The organism is Pseudomonas sp. RIT-PI-o (assembly GCF_001297215.1).
Taxonomy (GTDB): Bacteria; Pseudomonadota; Gammaproteobacteria; order Pseudomonadales; family Pseudomonadaceae; genus Aquipseudomonas; species Aquipseudomonas moraviensis_A.
In genome coordinates this window covers 99,861-117,365 of the sequence record NZ_LHPA01000023.1, presented here as the reverse complement: position 1 = coordinate 117,365, position 17,505 = coordinate 99,861, and the positions used below count along the sequence as shown (strand labels likewise).

Annotated in this window: 16 protein-coding genes and 5 tRNA genes; 4 read left to right on the top strand and 17 right to left on the bottom strand. The window is 59.9% G+C overall.

Annotated features, from left to right (window positions below; genetic code table 11):
* Positions 1–47: 47 nt before the first annotated feature.
* The 11 genes from AEQ63_RS14480 to uvrB all read right to left on the bottom strand — a co-directional run bounded on the left by AEQ63_RS14480 (position 48) and on the right by uvrB (position 8,228).
* Positions 48–491: an Hsp20 family protein gene (locus AEQ63_RS14480; RefSeq protein WP_042609422.1), complete on the bottom strand. Its 444-nt coding sequence runs from the start codon at positions 489–491 to the stop codon at positions 48–50.
* A gap of 119 nt (positions 492–610) precedes the next feature.
* A complete protein-coding gene (locus AEQ63_RS14475) occupies positions 611–1,570 on the bottom strand; it encodes a tRNA dihydrouridine synthase (RefSeq protein ID WP_064363915.1) in 960 nt (319 codons plus the stop codon).
* Positions 1,571–1,729: 159 nt separating this feature from the next.
* Positions 1,730–2,179 carry an acyl-CoA thioesterase gene (locus tag AEQ63_RS14470; protein ID WP_042609420.1) on the bottom strand — a complete coding sequence of 150 codons (450 nt, stop codon included), beginning with the start codon at positions 2,177–2,179 and terminating at the stop codon, positions 1,730–1,732.
* A gap of 46 nt (positions 2,180–2,225) precedes the next feature.
* Positions 2,226–3,059 carry an alpha/beta fold hydrolase gene (locus AEQ63_RS14465; protein WP_064363914.1) on the bottom strand — a complete coding sequence of 278 codons (834 nt, stop codon included), beginning with the start codon at positions 3,057–3,059 and terminating at the stop codon, positions 2,226–2,228.
* A 29-nt stretch (positions 3,060–3,088) separates the two neighbouring features.
* Positions 3,089–3,628: a TetR/AcrR family transcriptional regulator gene (locus AEQ63_RS14460; protein ID WP_039762033.1), complete on the bottom strand. Its 540-nt coding sequence runs from the start codon at positions 3,626–3,628 to the stop codon at positions 3,089–3,091.
* A gap of 182 nt (positions 3,629–3,810) precedes the next feature.
* A tRNA-Glu gene (locus AEQ63_RS14455) sits at positions 3,811–3,886 on the bottom strand.
* An 80-nt stretch (positions 3,887–3,966) separates the two neighbouring features.
* Positions 3,967–4,042, bottom strand: a tRNA-Ala gene (locus tag AEQ63_RS14450).
* 53 nt (positions 4,043–4,095) lie between these two features.
* Positions 4,096–4,171 (bottom strand) — tRNA-Glu (locus AEQ63_RS14445).
* A gap of 79 nt (positions 4,172–4,250) precedes the next feature.
* Positions 4,251–4,326, bottom strand: a tRNA-Ala gene (locus tag AEQ63_RS14440).
* A gap of 189 nt (positions 4,327–4,515) precedes the next feature.
* Positions 4,516–5,997 carry a glutamate--tRNA ligase gene (gene gltX / locus AEQ63_RS14435; protein WP_064363987.1) on the bottom strand — a complete coding sequence of 494 codons (1,482 nt, stop codon included), beginning with the start codon at positions 5,995–5,997 and terminating at the stop codon, positions 4,516–4,518.
* Between the two features lie 215 nt (positions 5,998–6,212).
* Positions 6,213–8,228 (bottom strand): excinuclease ABC subunit UvrB, encoded by a 2,016-nt coding sequence (gene uvrB / locus AEQ63_RS14430; protein WP_042609418.1) that lies wholly within the window; start codon positions 8,226–8,228, stop codon positions 6,213–6,215.
* A 337-nt stretch (positions 8,229–8,565) separates the two neighbouring features.
* Here uvrB and AEQ63_RS14425 point away from each other — a divergent pair, with 337 nt between their 5' ends.
* Together AEQ63_RS14425 and AEQ63_RS14420 are read left to right on the top strand one after the other, a co-directional pair.
* Positions 8,566–9,762: an amino acid aminotransferase gene (locus AEQ63_RS14425; RefSeq protein WP_064363913.1), complete on the top strand. Its 1,197-nt coding sequence runs from the start codon at positions 8,566–8,568 to the stop codon at positions 9,760–9,762.
* 225 nt (positions 9,763–9,987) lie between these two features.
* Complete coding sequence (locus AEQ63_RS14420) at positions 9,988–10,188, top strand: hypothetical protein (RefSeq protein WP_016773917.1); 201 nt, start codon at positions 9,988–9,990, stop codon at positions 10,186–10,188.
* Here the strand turns inward: AEQ63_RS14420 and AEQ63_RS14415 are convergent.
* Entirely contained in the window at positions 10,185–10,415 is a 231-nt protein-coding gene (locus tag AEQ63_RS14415; RefSeq protein WP_042609416.1) for a hypothetical protein, read from the bottom strand. The genes AEQ63_RS14420 and AEQ63_RS14415 overlap by 4 nt on opposite strands.
* A 220-nt stretch (positions 10,416–10,635) precedes the next feature.
* Between AEQ63_RS14415 and AEQ63_RS14410 the strand changes: the two genes are divergently transcribed.
* A tRNA-Asn gene (locus tag AEQ63_RS14410) sits at positions 10,636–10,711 on the top strand.
* A 199-nt stretch (positions 10,712–10,910) separates the two neighbouring features.
* Here the strand turns inward: AEQ63_RS14410 and AEQ63_RS14405 are convergent.
* A complete protein-coding gene (locus AEQ63_RS14405) occupies positions 10,911–12,434 on the bottom strand; it encodes a nucleobase:cation symporter-2 family protein (RefSeq protein ID WP_042609415.1) in 1,524 nt (507 codons plus the stop codon).
* A gap of 301 nt (positions 12,435–12,735) precedes the next feature.
* Here AEQ63_RS14405 and AEQ63_RS14400 point away from each other — a divergent pair, with 301 nt between their 5' ends.
* Positions 12,736–13,071 carry a BrnA antitoxin family protein gene (locus tag AEQ63_RS14400; RefSeq protein ID WP_064363912.1) on the top strand — a complete coding sequence of 112 codons (336 nt, stop codon included), beginning with the start codon at positions 12,736–12,738 and terminating at the stop codon, positions 13,069–13,071.
* Here the strand turns inward: AEQ63_RS14400 and AEQ63_RS14395 are convergent.
* From AEQ63_RS14395 to AEQ63_RS14380, 4 genes are all read right to left on the bottom strand, one after another.
* Positions 13,068–13,901, bottom strand: a complete 834-nt coding sequence (locus tag AEQ63_RS14395; protein ID WP_064363911.1) for an arylamine N-acetyltransferase family protein — start codon at positions 13,899–13,901, stop codon at positions 13,068–13,070. The genes AEQ63_RS14400 and AEQ63_RS14395 overlap by 4 nt on opposite strands.
* Positions 13,902–14,002: 101 nt before the next feature.
* Positions 14,003–14,797: an exodeoxyribonuclease III gene (xth, locus tag AEQ63_RS14390; RefSeq protein ID WP_042609412.1), complete on the bottom strand. Its 795-nt coding sequence runs from the start codon at positions 14,795–14,797 to the stop codon at positions 14,003–14,005.
* Positions 14,798–14,880: 83 nt separating this feature from the next.
* Positions 14,881–16,323: a mechanosensitive ion channel family protein gene (locus AEQ63_RS14385; protein WP_064363910.1), complete on the bottom strand. Its 1,443-nt coding sequence runs from the start codon at positions 16,321–16,323 to the stop codon at positions 14,881–14,883.
* 227 nt (positions 16,324–16,550) lie between these two features.
* Positions 16,551–17,417: a pirin family protein gene (locus AEQ63_RS14380; protein WP_064363909.1), complete on the bottom strand. Its 867-nt coding sequence runs from the start codon at positions 17,415–17,417 to the stop codon at positions 16,551–16,553.
* Between the last annotated feature and the right edge of the window lie 88 nt (positions 17,418–17,505).

Sequence of the window (17,505 nt, the reverse complement as noted above, 5' to 3'; positions counted from 1 at the left end):
GACACAAAAAAGGGCGCCATCACTAGCGCCCTTTTTGTTGCCCGACGTTATTGCAGGACAGGCTGTTGCGCTCCATTGATCGGGATGCGCTTGGCTTTCGCTTCTTCCGGGATCACACGGAGCAGGTCGATGCTCAACAGGCCGTTGCGCAGGGCAGCGTCCTTGATCTCGATGTGATCGGCCAGACGGAACGACAGCTTGAAGGCCCGCTGAGCGATGCCCTGGTGCAAGAACGTGACGTTCTCGTCGGTGTCGCGCTTGCCGCCACTGATAGTCAGCACACCCTTCTCGACTTGCAGGTCCAGGTCTTCTTCCTGGAAACCGGCGGCCGCAACGACGATGCGGTATTGGTCATCACCGTGTTTTTCGACGTTGTAGGGTGGGTAGCTGCTGCCTGGCTCGTTACGCAGCGCGGTTTCGAACAGGTCGTTGAAACGGTCGAAACCTACCGAGGAACGGAACAGTGGCGCGAGGGAAAATGCAGTACTCATGATTCAAATCTCCTGAAAACAATCAGCAAGGTTTTGTGTCTCCGCGACCCGAATTCGGCATCGCGTACCCCTTAGATAGGGACCGCTGTTTTGATTTCAAGAGATTATTTTCAGATTTTTTACGCGGCCTCGACGAGCGGCAATCCGAGCAAATGCGAGACGTGATCAGGCTCGGTTTCGCGGCGCAGAACGGTGAAAAGCTCGGCGGCTTCCGGGTAGTTGCGCGTCAGCATGGCCAGCCATTGCTTGAGGCGACCGGGCGATTGGCGCGCGGTCATCTGCGCTTTGGCCTGCAGCCAGAAGTCCTGAATCAGCGGCATCAGCTCGGCCCAGGTCATCTCGACGACTTCTTCGCCGGCGCGGGCGGCAGCGATCTGCCGGGCCAGATCCGGGCGGGAGACCAGACCACGACCGAGCATGATGTCTTCGACGCCACTGATTTCGCGGCAACGGCGCCAGTCTTCGACGCTCCAGATATCACCGTTGGCGAACACCGGCACTTTGACCACGTCTTGTACGCGCGGAATCCACTCCCAATGTGCCGGCGGTTTGTAGCCGTCCATTTTCGTCCGCGCATGTACGACGATGTGCTCCGCCCCGCCTTCGGCCAGCGCCGTGGCGCAGACCAGCGAACCGTCAGGACTGTCGAAACCCAGGCGCATTTTTGCCGTGACCGGGATGTGCGCCGGTACGGCACGACGCACGTGCTCGACGATCTGATTGAGCAGCTCCGGCTCTTTCAGCAGCACGGCACCGCCGCGGGATTTGTTGACGGTCTTGGCCGGGCAGCCGAAGTTGAGGTCGATCACTTCCGAGCCAAGCTCGCAGGCCAGCGCGGCGTTTTCCGCCAGGCACACCGGATCGGAACCAAGCAACTGCACGCGCAGCGGCACGCCAGACGCGGTGCGGGCGCCGTTGAGCAACTCGGGGCCGAACTTGTGGAAGTACGCCGGGGTGAGCAACTGATCGTTGACCCGAATGAATTCGGTCACGCACCAATCGATGCCGCCAACGCGGGTCAGCACGTCGCGCAGGATGTCGTCGACCAACCCCTCCATGGGCGCCAGAGCAATTTGCATGGGGAAACACTACTTGAGGAAAAAACGTGCGGCAGTTTACTGGATTACGCGCAAAACCGCAGATCCCTTGTAGGAGTGAGCCTGCTCGCGATAGCGGTGTGCCAGGCGATGCATACGTGGCGGATACACCGCCATCGCGAGCAGGCTCACTCCTACAGGTTAGATTTGAGCAGATTCCGGGATATGGATCGCCGGGCCATAACCTTCGATGAACTCGGCCGGCATCCGCTTGGGCTTGCCGGTCGACAGCTCGATGCAGACGAACGTGGTCTGCGCGCGCAACAGGGTGGCGTTGTCGCTGGGGCGTTTGAGCTGGAAATGCCGGGTCATTTTCAGGCGCTGATCCCAATCGACGATCCAGGTCGCCAGTTGCAGTTCATCACCCTCATAGGCCGCGGCCAGGTAATCGATTTCGTGGCGGACGACAGCCATCGCCCGATCCAGTCGCCGGTATTCGACCAGGTCCAGGCCGAGGCGCTGCGAGTGGCGCCAGGCGCAACGTTCAAGCCAGGTCACGTACACGGCGTTATTGGCGTGCCCGAGCCCGTCAATGTCCTCGGCGCCTACTTGCAGATCAATGGTAAACGGCGTTGCCCGATCCCAGCCCATGCCCCACTCCCGGTCAAAGTTTTCAACCGGGGCAGTGTAACGGAGCTCAGGCCGATTGGCGCGCCTGAAGGCTGCGACCGGCGAGCAGTGATAACACGCCATCAATCACTCGAGGGTCGGCCAGCACCCGTTGATGACCACCACTCTCCAGGCGCAGCAGACGGCTGTCGAACCAGGCCTCGTGAATCAGTTGCGATTCCTTGACCGAGACGAAGTTGTCGTCCTCGGCGTGCACGATCAGGCCGGGCATATCCAGTTGATAGTGGGCAACGTCAAGCGTCGCGGCGCGCATGCCGACGTCCTGCTCGACCTGACGAATGAACGCCGAGCGCGCACGCGGCGGCATGCCGACCATGCGCGCGAATCCGCGCAGTACGCCGAGAATGCGCGACGGTGCGGCGATGCTGACCAGGGTTTCGGTGCGCAACCCCAATTGCACGGCGAGCATTGCGCTGGCGCCACCCATGGAGTGACCGATCACCGCTTGCAGCGGCGGCAACTCGGCAGCGGCTTCAAGCATGGCGCGGGCGAACAGCACCACGTTGGCTTCGCGCCCGGGCGAACGACCATGGGCCGGGCCGTCGAGTGCGACGACGGTATAACCGGCGTCGACCAGCGCTTTGATCAGCGAAGCGAACTGCGTGGGCCGCCCTTCCCAACCATGCATGAGCAACACCGTAGGGCCTTGCCCCCAACGCAGCGCCGACAGGCCGAAGCGCAAAGTGATGCGCTCGGAACTCGCCAGCAGCGGCAGCTCCCAGTCCCGCAGCGGAAGCGCGCGGGGCGTCATGAACGCCAGGCGCATTTTGCTCGCCACCAGTTTCGGTGCAAACCAGCCCAAGGTACCGTTAACGCCACGAACCCACTTCAACGCGTTCATCGCACTCTCCTCAGGCTGTTGCCTTCAGGTCAACGCACCGCCGACTTGGCGGCGCGCAGCAATCGATCGGATAACTCTCCCGGACCCAGCGCTCTTGCCAGCGCCAGACCACCTACCATCAGCGCGACATCGGCCAGGGCCTTGTCGGTGTCTTCAGGACTGGCAGCCAGTTGCGCCACCATCAGCTCCAGATGCTCGTTCAGCGCAATGCGGAACGATTCCGGCAAACGCCCCAGTTCGCCGATCGAGGCCGGAATCGGGCACGCCGCATCGCTGGAATCCCGGTGTTTGCGCGACAGGTAGAACGCAGCCACCAAGGCGCGACGTTCTTCGCCGGTCAGGTCGGCATCCATGTCGGCGATCAGATCGCGACGCCGGCCCAGCAGCTGCTTGAACGCTTCGAGCATCATTGCGTCCTTGCTTTCGAAGTGCGCATAGAAGCCACCGACGGTCAGGCCGGCTGCGCCCATCACTTCGCCCACGCTCGGGTCGGCCGGGCCACGCTGGATCAGTGCGGCGCTGGCAGCCTTGAGGATGCGTTCGCGGGTTTGAGCTTTTTTATCGTTCATCGTTGCCTCCGAATATTACGACTAGAATATTATTCGCATAATAATATTCCGCAAGTCATGAATATGACCGCTGGTCTGAAGCACAGTGTAAGGAAAATGGAGAGTTGGCCAAACGCCAGACAAACAAAAGGGCCATTCAATAATTGAATGACCCTTATAAAATCCCGCAGAGCGGGTAATCGTGGCGTCCCCTAGGGGACTCGAACCCCTGTTACCGCCGTGAAAGGGCGGTGTCCTAGGCCACTAGACGAAGGGGACACAAACCCTTCTATACAACTGATCAGTGCTGAGAGCTGATCGATTCAAGGCCGGTGTGGCCAGACCTTGAACTGTAAAATTGGTGGAGCTAAGCGGGATCGAACCGCTGACCTCCTGCATGCCATGCAGGCGCTCTCCCAGCTGAGCTATAGCCCCGGATTTTTCGCCTCGCGGCGGAGTGATCTCTTGCAACATCACTTCTGTAAAACTGGCGTCCCCTAGGGGACTCGAACCCCTGTTACCGCCGTGAAAGGGCGGTGTCCTAGGCCACTAGACGAAGGGGACGCAAACCCTTCTATACAACTGATCAACGCTGAGTGTTGATCGCTTCAAGGCCGGTGTGGCCAGACCTCGAAGTGTAAATTGGTGGAGCTAGACGGGATCGAACCGTCGACCTCTTGCATGCCATGCAAGCGCTCTCCCAGCTGAGCTATAGCCCCTCATCGCTGAGGACGGGGCGAATCTTAAGGGCGTATCGAAAGCCTGTCAAACTTATTTTTGAAAAATTTCAAAATTTTTTGTCGGGATAACAATCACTTACCGCCCTCCCCCGTAAATTCGGGAGAAACGCCGAAGGCAGGATCAAAAGATCGCAGCCTTCGGCAGCTCCTACAGAGAAGCAAAAGCAATCAAGCGATGGCGCCCAGAAGCTTTTCCCACTCTTTGTTTTCTTTCTTCGACACGCCACCCAGCAGGTCAATCGCCTGGCGCAAGCGGAAACGGGTCAGGTCCGGGCCAAGGATTTCCATCGCATCAAGCACCGACACCGAACTGGCCTGCCCGGTGATCGCGGCAAACATCAGCGGCATCGCGTCGCGCAGTTTCAATTCGAGGGAATCCACCACCGCCTGAATCGTCGCGGTGATGCTGTCCTTCTCCCACTGACGCAGGCTTTCCAGCTTCCACAGGATCAGCTGCATCAACTGGCGAACCTGATCGCCGGAGAGCTTTTTCGATTCAAACAGCTTGGCATCCGGGTTAACGCCGCCGGCAAAGAAGAATCCCGCCAGCGGTGCGACCTGGCTGAAGGTTTCGACGCGCCCCTGCACGTGGGGCGCGATCTTCATCATGTATTCGGAATTGAACGCCCACTTCTGCACGCGGGCGGCAAACTCTTCCACCGGCAGATCGCGCAGCCACTGACCGTTGAGCCACGACAATTTCTCGATATCGAAGATCGGCCCGCCGAGGGAAACGCGCTTGAGATCGAAATTGTCGACCATCTCCTGCAGCGAGAACTTCTCGCGCTCGTCCGGCATCGACCAGCCCATGCGGCCGAGGTAGTTGAGCATGGCTTCGGGCATGAAGCCCATGCGCTCGTAGAACGTGACCGAGGTCGGGTTCTTGCGCTTGGACAGCTTGCTCTTGTCCGGGTTACGCAGCAGCGGCATGTAGCACAGCTCTGGTTGTTCCCAGCCGAAGTATTCGTAAAGCAGGATCAGTTTTGGCGCCGATGGCAGCCATTCTTCGCCACGCAGGACGTGGGTGATGCCCATCAGATGGTCATCGACGACGTTGGCGAGGAAGTACGTCGGCAGGCCGTCGGTCTTCATCAGCACTTGCATGTCCATGCGATCCCACGGGATCTCGACGTCGCCACGGAGCATGTCCGGCACCACGCAGACGCCTTCGCTCGGCACTTTCATGCGGATCACGTGCGGTTCGCCAGCAGCCAGGCGCGCGGCGACTTCTTCTTTCGACAGCAGCAGTGCGCGGCCGTCGTAGCGCGGGGTTTCGCCGCGAGCCATTTGCTCGGCGCGCATCTGATCGAGTTCTTCAGCGGTGCAGAAGCACGGGAACGCATGGCCCATGTCGACCAGTTGCTGGCAGTACTTCTGATAGATATCGCCGCGCTCGCTCTGTCGGTATGGGCCGTGCGGGCCGCCGACATCCGGACCTTCGCTCCAGTCGATGCCGAGCCAGCGCAGGGCGTCGAAGATCTGCTGTTCGGACTCGCGGGTCGAGCGCAACTGATCGGTGTCTTCGATGCGCAGGATGAATTCACCGCCGTGCTGCTTGGCAAAGCAGTAGTTGAACAATGCGATGTAAGCGGTACCTACGTGGGGGTCCCCGGTAGGCGATGGCGCGATGCGAGTGCGGACGGTGGTCATGGCATGTCTCGAAAAAATGAAGAGCAGAACAATCAAGCGGCGAATGGTAACAGGCGACACCGGCCCCGCTCCAGCGGGCAGGGTATTTAAGCCAGATGCCCCAAGGCCTTGCGATTGTGTGAAGGCCATTCGCGAGCAGGCTCGCTCCCACAGGGACAGGCAATTGCTCTGTGGGAGCGAGCCTGCTCGGGAAGAGGCCGGTCAGGCGATGACAATCAAACGGTGAGCAATCGTTCGCGCAGTTTGGCAATCTCGTCGCGCATCTGCGCCGCCGCTTCGAACTCCAGATCCCGTGCCAACTGATACATCTTCTCTTCCAGTGCGCGGATGCGTTTGGTGATTTCGCTGGGCGAGCGCAGTTCGGCTTCGTACTTGGCGTTCTCTTCGGCGGCCTTGGCCATGCCTTTGCGCTTCTTGCTGCGCGAGCCCGGTACCGTGGCGCCTTCCATGATGTCGGCGACGTCCTTGAACACGCCTTTCGGAGTAATGCCGTTTTCCAGGTTGAAGGCGATCTGCTTCTCACGACGGCGCTCGGTCTCGCCAATCGCCCGCTCCATCGACCCGGTCATGCGATCAGCGTAGAGAATCGCCCGGCCATTGAGGTTACGCGCCGCGCGGCCGATGGTCTGGATCAGCGAGCGCTCGGAACGCAGGAAGCCTTCCTTGTCGGCATCGAGAATCGCCACCAGCGACACTTCCGGCATGTCGAGGCCTTCACGTAGCAGGTTGATCCCGACCAGCACATCGAACACGCCAAGGCGCAAATCGCGAATGATCTCGACGCGTTCGACAGTGTCGATGTCCGAGTGCAGGTAACGCACGCGCACGCCGTGGTCGGCGAGGTAATCAGTCAAGTCTTCGGCCATGCGCTTGGTCAGCGTGGTGACCAGCACGCGCTCTTCGATCGCCACACGCTTGGTGATTTCCGAGAGCAAGTCGTCGACCTGGGTCAGCGCCGGCCGCACTTCAACCTGCGGGTCGACCAGACCGGTCGGCCGTACCACCTGCTCGACCACGCGCCCGGCGTGCTCGGCTTCGTAGTTGCCGGGGGTTGCGGATACGAAAATGGTTTGCGGGCTGACCCCTTCCCACTCGTCGAAACGCATTGGCCGGTTGTCCAGCGCCGATGGCAGGCGGAAACCGTACTCGACCAGGGTTTCCTTGCGCGAACGGTCGCCCTTATACATCGCGCCAACCTGCGGCACGCTGACGTGAGATTCGTCGATTACCAACAGCGCATCGGCGGGCAAGTAGTCGTAAAGCGTGGGTGGCGCCGCGCCGGATGGCCGCCCGGACAGGTAGCGCGAGTAGTTCTCGATGCCGTTGCAGTAACCCAGTTCGAGAATCATCTCGAGGTCGAAACGGGTACGCTGCTCCAGGCGCTGGGCCTCTACCAATTTGTTGTTGCTGCGCAGGTATTCGAGACGCTCCTGCAGTTCGACCTTGATGCCTTCGATGGCGTCGAGCAGGGTTTCACGAGGTGTCACGTAGTGACTCTTCGGATAAAAGGTGAAGCGCGGCATCTTGCGAATGACTTCGCCGGTCAGCGGATCGAACGCGGAAATGCTCTCGACCTCGTCATCGAACAGCTCGATGCGGATCGCTTCCAGATCGGATTCCGCCGGGAAGATATCGATGACGTCGCCACGCACGCGGAACGTCGCCCGGGCGAAATCCATGTCGTTGCGGGTGTATTGCAGATCCGCCAGGCGCCGCAGCAGCGCACGCTGATCGAGCTTGTCGCCACGATCAACGTGCAAGACCATTTTCAGATAGGTTTCCGGGCTGCCCAGACCATAGATGCATGACACCGTGGTGACGATGATCGCGTCCTTGCGCTCCAGCAACGCTTTGGTCGCGGACAGCCGCATCTGCTCGATGTGGTCGTTGATCGACGCATCCTTCTCGATAAAGGTGTCGGACGACGGCACATACGCTTCGGGCTGATAGTAGTCGTAGTAGGAAACGAAATATTCCACCGCGTTGTTCGGGAAGAACGCCTTGAACTCCCCGTACAGCTGCGCGGCCAGGGTCTTGTTCGGCGCCAGCACCAGCGTCGGACGCTGTACCTGCGAGATGACGTTGGCGATGCTGAAGGTCTTGCCCGAGCCGGTCACACCGAGCAGCGTCTGGTGCGCCAGCCCGGCGTCAATGCCCTCAACCAACTGGCGAATGGCTTCCGGCTGATCGCCGGCAGGCTCGAAGCGGGTGACTAGCTGGAATTCCGACATACACACCTCTGGAATCGTGGCGTTCCGCGTCAGACGGAGCACCACGAGGACGACCGCAAACGACCGATGTCGCGCAAGAAAAAACCTGGATTGTGCTTAATGTGGTGGCGATTGCCTGACCTTTCAAGGCAAACGTCCTACATCCGGTAAAGACTCTGACAAAGTCAATCGACTAACGGTCAAGAAATAATCGGAAAAACTTACCGCAAAAGCCGATTCGCCTGTCGCCATCGCGCGGTGATGGCCTCTATACTAGCTCCCCGTTTGTGCACCGCTCTAGTGCATTCGGCTGGAGCGCGACACGTCCCTCCACTCTCCATTCAGAGCCGCCGTAATAATGAGCCTGTTCTCCGCTGTCGAAATGGCACCCCGCGATCCAATCCTGGGCCTCAACGAAGCATTCAACGCCGATACCCGGACCACCAAGGTCAACCTGGGCGTGGGCGTGTACTGCAACGAAGAGGGGCGAATTCCACTGCTGCGCGCGGTGATCGAAGCCGAGACGATTCGCGTCGCTCAACACGCTTCGCGCGGTTACCTGCCGATCGATGGCATCGCTGCCTACGACCAGGCCGTGCAAAAACTGCTGTTCGGCAACGACTCGCCGCTGATCAGCTCCGGTCGCGTCATCACGACCCAGGCGGTCGGCGGGACTGGCGCACTGAAAATCGGTGCCGACTTCCTCAAGCAACTGCTGCCAAACGCTGTCGTGGCGATCAGCGATCCAAGCTGGGAAAACCACCGCGCGCTGTTCGAAACCGCTGGTTTCCCGGTGCAGAACTACCGTTATTACGACGCTGCCACCCACGACGTAAATCGTGCCGGCATGCTCGACGACCTCAACGCCCTGCCGAACGGCTCGATCGTTGTCCTGCACGCTTGCTGCCACAACCCGACCGGCGTCGACCTGACCCCAACGGACTGGAAAAACGTGCTGAACGTTGTCAAGGCCAAGGGACACGTACCGTTCCTCGATATGGCTTACCAAGGTTTCGGCGACGGCATCGATGAAGACGCCGGCGCTGTGCGCCTGTTCGCCGAATCCGGTCTGACCTTCTTCGTTTCGAGCTCGTTTTCCAAGTCGTTCTCGCTGTACGGCGAACGTGTTGGCGCACTGTCAATCATCAGCGAATCGAAAGAAGAAAGCGCGCGCGTGCTGTCGCAGGTCAAACGCGTGATCCGCACCAACTACTCCAACCCGCCGACCCACGGCGCCAGCATCGTTGCTGCGGTGCTGAACAGCCCGGAACTGCGTGCGCAGTGGGAAGCCGAGCTGGCCGAGATGCGTCTGCGCATTCGCGGCATGCGCGAGCAGATGGTTGCCCTGCTGGCAGAGAAAGCCCCGGGCCGCGATTTCAGCTTCGTCGGTCGTCAGCGCGGCATGTTCTCCTACTCCGGCCTGACCACCGAACAGGTGCATCGCCTGCGTAACGAGTTCGGCATCTACGCCCTGGACACCGGCCGCATCTGCGTGGCCGCACTAAACCAGAGCAATATCAAGGCTGTGACGGACGCGATCGTGCAGGTCATCTGATTTCGCCGCGTGATCAAAAAACGGGAAGCCTTGAACGGCTTCCCGTTTTTATTTGTCCCGGAATGATGTCCACACCCTCTAGACTGCACACAAATCAGACTGTAGGAGTGAGCCTGCTCGCGATTGCGGTGTGTCAGGTATGAAGCTTCGGCTGACACGACGCTATCGCGAGCAGGCTCACTCCTACCGGTTTTGCGTACACCCAAGAATTTTGAGAGAACCCACATGAAAAACGACAACCTGCGCGCCGACCGTGACGATCTGGATGATTTCATCCCGCGCGCCCCGGCCAAGCGTGAGAAGAGCCTGGTGCTGCAAGTGGCCACCGGGGTATTCCTCGGCGGCCTGGCCCTGTGGCTGGTGCAACTGGCGGCGACGGCAGCCTATGCCAAGCTGATGCTCGGCACGATCACCTTCGGCAGTTAAGCCAGTTCGGCCGAGCGCTGAGCGGCGGCGTCGTCGTAAATCACATACAGGGATTCGGCGATCTGACTCTTGATGGCCTTGCTGCTTTCGAGGCCGAGCACGAAACCCTCGGCCTTGCCGCCGGCACGATTCAATTCTTCGGCGGTGCTGGCGCCGGTGATGGCATCGAAAAGTTTCTCGGCGTGCGGGCCGATGCCTTTGGGCAGGCTGATCTGTGCGGTACTCATGCGAGCACCTCGGTGTTGCGAGTGACTTGAATCATTGGCGCGTACCTTTGCGGCGAATGGCCGGCAGCGCGTGTGACCACTTCCGGGCTGCCATGGTAGACCTCTGAGGCCATTCTGGTAACCGCCAATCGCTGACAAAACACCGTCTGTCCAGGCGAAACGCAAAAAACGCCAGGCGACGCTTGACTTCTCTTTTTGAATCAGTAACATACGCACCAATTCCGCAATAGCTCAGTTGGTAGAGCAAGTGACTGTTAATCACTGGGTCCCTGGTTCGAGTCCAGGTTGTGGAGCCAAATAGCAAAGCCCCTGAATCGCAAAGTTCAGGGGCTTTTTTGTGGGCGCCTGAAAAGATCAAAAGATCGCAGCCTTCGGCGGCTCCTACAGGGAAACGCTGATCCCGATGTAGGAGCTCCCGAAGGCTGCGATCTTTTAATCTGCAAACTAAAAGGCCGATCTGTACAACCAGATCGGCCCTTCTGTCTTCAGCAGCAGTCAGACATGTTCGCTGCTTTTCACCTGCACCTTCGGCGCGCCATGCCCATGGTCGTGGTCATCCGGCTCGATCACCGGTACCTCCTTGCCATCGCAATCATGCAGCTTGCCGTCGCTGAAGTAGTCGCCTTCGCGCAGCGCGGCCAGATCGCGATAACGCAGGGTGCGCTCTTCCGCTGCGGCAAACACCGACTGCTGATCCGAGTTGCCAGCCGTAAAGTGGTTGAACGCCAGGTTGAGCAGGATCGCCATGATTGCCGACGAGCTGATGCCCGAATGGAAAATCGTCGCGAACCAGCTCGGGAAATGATCGTAGAAGTTCGGCGCGGCGATCGGGATCATGCCGAAACCGATCGAGGTGGCAACGATGATCAGGTTCACGTTGTTGCGGTAATCCACCTTCGACAACGTGCGGATGCCGCTCGCGGCCACGGTGCCGAACAGCACGATTCCCGCGCCGCCGAGTACCGACGTCGGCACAGCGGCAATCACTCGGCCCATAAACGGCAGCAGGCCGAGGACCACCAGGAACACGCCGCCGGTGGCGACCACGAAACGGCTCTTGATCCCGGTAACCGCCACCAGCCCGACGTTCTGCGCGAAAGCACTTTGCGTGAACGAACCGAAGATCGGCGCAAACATGCTCGACAGCATGTCGGCACGCAGGCCGTTGCCCAAGCGTTTCGAGTCGACCTTGGTGCCGATGATTTCACCCACGGCGAGGATGTCCGCCGAGGTCTCCACCAGGGTCACCATGACCACAATGCACATCGACAGAATCGCGGCGAAATGGAAGGTTGGCATGCCGAAGTGGAACGGCGTCGGGAAGCCGAACATCGGGCCGGTGGTGACACTGGAGAAATCCGCCATGCCGAGGAACACCGCCAGCACCGTGCCGATGACCATGGCCAGGAGGATCGACAACCGCGAAATGGTCGAACTGCCGACCTTGCTCAGCAGCAACACCAGCACCAGCGTTACCGCCGCCAGGCCGATGTTCTGCATGCTGCCGAAGTCCGGCGCGTGGCTGTTGCCGCCCATTGCCCAGCGTGCGGCAACGGGCATCAGCGTCAGGCCGATGGTGGTGATCACGATGCCGGTGACCAGCGGCGGGAAGAACTTGGTGATACGCGAGAACACGGGCGTGATCAGCAAGCCGATCAACGAGGCGGCAATCACCGCGCCCAGCACCGATTGGAAACCGCCCTCCCCGCCGCTGCTGACAATCGCGACCATGGTCGCCACGCCGGAGAACGACACGCCCTGCACCAGCGGCAGCTGACAGCCAAAAAACGGTAGACCCAGGGTTTGCAGCAATGTCGCCAGCCCCCCCGCAAACAATGAAGCAGCAATCAACAGACCAATGTCCGCCGGCGACAGACCGGCCGCCTGGCCAATGATCAGTGGCACCGCAACGATACCGCCGTACATGGTCAGAACATGTTGCAGGCCGTAAGCCATATTCGCGCCGACCCCGAGGTTTTCGTCCTCGGGCCGTTGGTGTGAAACATGGGGCGTTTTCATGGTGGGGGGTTCCCTGGTTTTTGTTATGCGCACACTGTATTCAATCATCAGGACAAATGTCCATAGAGTTGTATACAACTTATCGGTCACATAATGGTTAGGTAGCCACCCAAGCTTCTGGCCCGCGGCTTTCGCGCCCACAAACCCGGCAACACATCCACGCTGCGTTCGCGCCAGTGCCCACCAGGCTGAAGTGTTCACGGCGACCGACGGTAGAGTCGCGCTCTTTTTTATGCATATAATGTATGCATAGTGAAATCAGTGGGATTTATTAACGACGGGAGTTAAGGAGGCTTGACCGATGAAAGACGAATATGACTTTTCTGCAGGCAAACGCGGCGCAGTAGCGCCGAGCAAGGGCAAGACGCGCATCACCATCATGCTTGATGACGCGGTGATCGAAGCGGCGCGCACCGTCGCAGAAACCGAAGGCTTTGGCTACCAGACTGTGATCAACAATACCCTTCGCCATGCTCTGCTTGATGGCGCACGCCAGCCGGAGCGCGCTGACGATTCAGGTTTGACGGGGCAATTCAAGAAAGGCATCACCGCTACCGATCTCAAGAGTCTCGAGCGAAAGCTCTCGGCAGCCATCGGCGAAATCCGTCGCGTGCTGGAGCCTGACGTGAAGCCCTAGACCGGTACTGGCGCGATTACCCGAGCCAGCGCTTGTCGCACGCCGGGTGATTCAGGCAACTGAAGATCAAACTCATGCCGCAGCAACCCCATCAACTCGTCGACGTCCGCCACTTCACGCCGCTGACTTTCTGCCCCCATCGAGTGAATGGCAAAACTGCCGTTGTTCAGGGTCTTGCGCCAGCCATCGCCGGTACGCGCGACCATCAGGCGCTGGGCGAAAGGTGATTCTGGATGGGTCGAGACGTACCAGTTGCCGACGGTGTAATCGATGTCTTCCTGGCGTTGCAGATCAAACAGGTACATCGGTCGCCACTCTCCTGCCACCTTGGCGCGCAGCAAGTAGCCATCGGTCTGCTTGTCGATGCGGTAGGGTTCGTGCGCAGTGGATTGCTCATCTTCGCTGTCGAGCAGCAGCGGTGCCGTTGGCACCATGCCGCCGAAGCCGACGTCGGCGATATAGCGAGTGTCGTCGATGGTGACCAGGCTCAAGCGATGCGTGCGCGCCGTCCAACTGCCTTCCGGTTGATTCATCACCACGCGACCGCTGATGCCGCGCGCTTCAAAACCCAGTTCAAGCAGCAGCGCATAGAACAAATGGTTGAGCTCATAACAGTAGCCGCCCCGTCCTCGCCGTAGCACCTTGTCTTCGATAGAGACCAGGTCGATCAACACCGGCACTCCGCTGATGGTTGCCAGATTTTCGAAAACAAACTCAGCGGTATGGCGCAGCTGCAATTGACGCAACGTGTCCAGCGTTGGCGGCGGCGCTTTGTCGAAACCCAAACGTCGCAGGTACAGATTGGTATCGGTCAGCCGTGGCGCACTCATTGCTCAGTCCTTATGCATGGGGCCGCAGAACACTGCATGAATGTTGCCCTGTATACGGGATCGAGCACGGCTTGCGACAATTGATTTCGCCAATCGCCCGCTCAGCGTTTTTTCCGCGAGCCAATACGAATCCATGTCGGTGCATGGTCACTGGCGTGCGACTCGTTGCGCACCCAGGCGTCAACCCCGGCGTCATGCAGATACGGAGTCAATGCAGGGTTGAGCAGCAGGTGATCGATGCGCAGGCCGGAGTTGGTTTGCCAATGATTGCGGAAGTAATCCCAGAAGGTGTAGATGCGTTCTTCGGGATACACGTGGCGCAGGGAATCGGTCCAGCCCTGATCCAGCAGCCGCTGGTAGCACTCGCGGCTTTCCGGTTGCAACAAGGCATCCTTGAGCCACGAGCGGGTGTTGTAGATGTCCATGTCGGTGGGCACGACATTGAAGTCACCGGCCAGCACCACCGGATGATCGCTGCTCTGCAAGTCTTTGGCGTAACTGATCAGGCGTTCGAACCAGGCCAGTTTGTAATCGAATTTCGGCCCCGGCTGCGGGTTTCCATTGGGCAGATACAGGCAACCGACCAACACACCGTGCACCGCCGCTTCGATATAGCGACTGTGGGTATCATCGGGATCCCCCGGCAAACCACGCCGACTTTCCAGCGGCTGCGCATCCCGCGCCAGAATCGCCACGCCATTCCATGACGCCTGGCCTTGCCAGATCGCCCCGTAACCGGCGGCTTCCAGTTCTGCGGCGGGAAACGCGCTGTCCACCGATTTCAGTTCTTGCAGACAGGCGATGTCCGGCTGCTCGCGCTCGAGCCATTCCAGCAGATTCGGCAGCCGCGCACGCATGCCGTTGACGTTGAAGGTGGCGATTCGCAGGTTTTTCATCGTCCGCAACTCCTGCCCGGTGGGATTGAAAATTGTGACCCCGCGAGCGCCGCCCAGGTTGCATCGAATGACGCCGAGATAGCTCAGACGCTATTACGCAACCACTGCAGAAAGCCTCTTTTTGGCGCGACTACGGGCGCTTCCTCGGTCAGCGATTGCGCCTTGTGCAGGCGGAAATCGAGCAATGCCTGCATCGCATCGTGGATGTCGTGGCGCGCGTCCAGGCAGGGTTTCAGGTAGGACTTCTCGATGCGATACAGGGCGCAGAAAGTCTTCGCGGAAAAATCCGCCGGCAGCGCGGTGTCCGAGAGGATCCCGGCCTCGCCGATCACCTCGCCCGGCCCCATGCGTCCGGACTCCAGTGGCGCGCCGTGGCGCTTGAGCGTCACGGAAACCACGCCGGATTCAATGATGAACAAATGATCGCTGACCTCCCCGCCTGCCAGAATCGTCTCGCCAGCGCGGAAAGTTTGCAGGGTCATGTTCTGGCTGAAGGTGTCTTTCTCTTCTTCGCGCAGGGTCGAGAAGATCGGCGAGCTTTCCAGCAGCGCCCGTGGCCGCGACAAATGCGGCGCGGCGCTGGTTTCGGTGCTCGACAGCAGATTGACTCCGGACGCCTGCAAATGTCGGTAAGCGAGGTCGAACAGCTGATTGCGCACCACGCGCTTCTCGCCCATCGAAGCGACAAACCCACTGATCTCATATTCGGCGCCGCCGCTGGCAGAGCTTTTCAGCGCTACGCTGGGCGCGGGTGTGTCGAGCAACTGCCGACAGCCCTGCATCGCCCGCTCCAGCGCCTCGATCACCGAGCTGGGTCGGGCATGGGGGCTGACGGGCACGCTGACCGAAACACCGAACATGTTGCTTGGGCGACTGAAGTTGATGATCTTGGCTTTGGCCGCCAGCGAGTTGGGAATCACTGCCATGCTGCCCTGGCTGGTCTGTAAACGTGTTGCGCGCCAGTCGATGTCGGTGACGCGGCCCTCGGTGCCGTCGATCGAGATCCAGTCATCGAGTTGATAGGGCTTGGTGGTGTTGAGGACAATCCCGGAGAACACGTCGCTCAAGGTGCTCTGCAAGGCCAGACCGACGATGATCGCCAACGCCCCGGACGTCGCCAGCACGCCTTTGACCGGCAGATCGAGCACGTAAGCCAGCGCCGCAATGATCGCGATGAGGAAAATCACCGCGCCGAGCAAGTCCTGCAACAATCGGCCGGTGTGGCCGACCCGTTGCATCATCACCGCACCGATCAATACCGTCAGGGTGCGCGCACCGAACAGCCACCAACCGATCTGCAACCCGGTCGCCGCCAGATGCAACGGCACATTGTCGGCCCACGGCGCCGGCTCCATCGGGTTGAGCCCTTCGTTGAACAGCACAATGCTGAACAGGGCGAAAATCAGCACACGCACCAGCAGTTTCCATTCGCTGCCGCGAGAGCTGATCAGCCGCCACAGGCCCAGATCGAGCAGGATCAGGATCAATGCGCAAAACAACGGATGTTCGGTCAGCAGAGACAGCATCAAACAACTCCGACAAAGGCCAATCGCGAGAAGATCGCACAGATTGGCTCAGTGTAGGAGCAATTGATTTCGGCGAATGACCAGCGTCTCGAAAACGCTGAAAAACCTGTGGGAGCGAGCCTGCTCGCGAAGGCGTCCTGTCAGTCACTACCTCTTAGACTGAATCAGAGCATTCGCGAGCAGGCTCGCTCCCACAGGGGCGTTTCAGTTGCCAGTAAAGCTCAGCGTCAGGCGTGCATCTGGCCAAAGCGCCCGGACTGGAAGTCGGCAAAAGCCTGGTGGATTTCCTGCTCGGTGTTCATCACGAACGGGCCATGGCCGACGATCGGTTCGTCGATCGGCTCGCCGCTGAGCAGCAATACCACAGCGTCTTCGCTGGCTTGCAGGGTGAGTCGATCACCATCGCGTTCGAACAGCGCCAACTGCCCCACTCCCACCGATTCCACGCCGTTGACCTGCACCGCGCCCTTCAACACCACCAGCGCGGTGTTGCGTCCTTCGTGCAAATCAAGCGTCAGCAACTTGCCGGCATTGAGGCGCAGATCCCAGACGTCGATGGGCGTGAACGTCCGCGACGGGCCGGTGTGCCCGGCGAATTCACCGGCGATCAGACGCAGGCTGCCGGCGTCGTCCTTGAGCGCGATGTTCGGAATATCCCGATCGAGAATGGTCTGGTAACCCGGCGCGGCCATTTTGTCCTTGGCCGGCAGGTTGACCCACAGCTGGACCATTTCCAGCTTGCCGCCGGTTCTGGCGAAGTTCTCCGAATGAAACTCTTCATGGAGGATGCCGGACGCTGCGGTCATCCACTGTACGTCGCCCGGGCCGATGGTGCCGCCACTGCCAGTGGAATCGCGGTGCTGCACTTCACCGTCATAAACGATGGTCACGGTTTCGAAACCACGGTGCGGGTGCTGGCCGACGCCACGCTGTTCTGTGGTCGGGGTGAATTCGGCGGGTCCGGCGTGATCGAGCAACAGAAACGGGCTGATGTGCTTACCCAGGTTGTCGTAGGAAAACAGCGTGCGCACCGGGAAACCATCGCCGACCCAATGGCCGCGCGGGCTGGTGTAGATGCCGATGATGTTTTTCATGGGGTCTCCAATGTGTCATTGCATTGGATTCAGCCTAAAGGCATATCGAATATTCGACTAGAGGGTGCAAATCGGCCTGAGTGTTCCA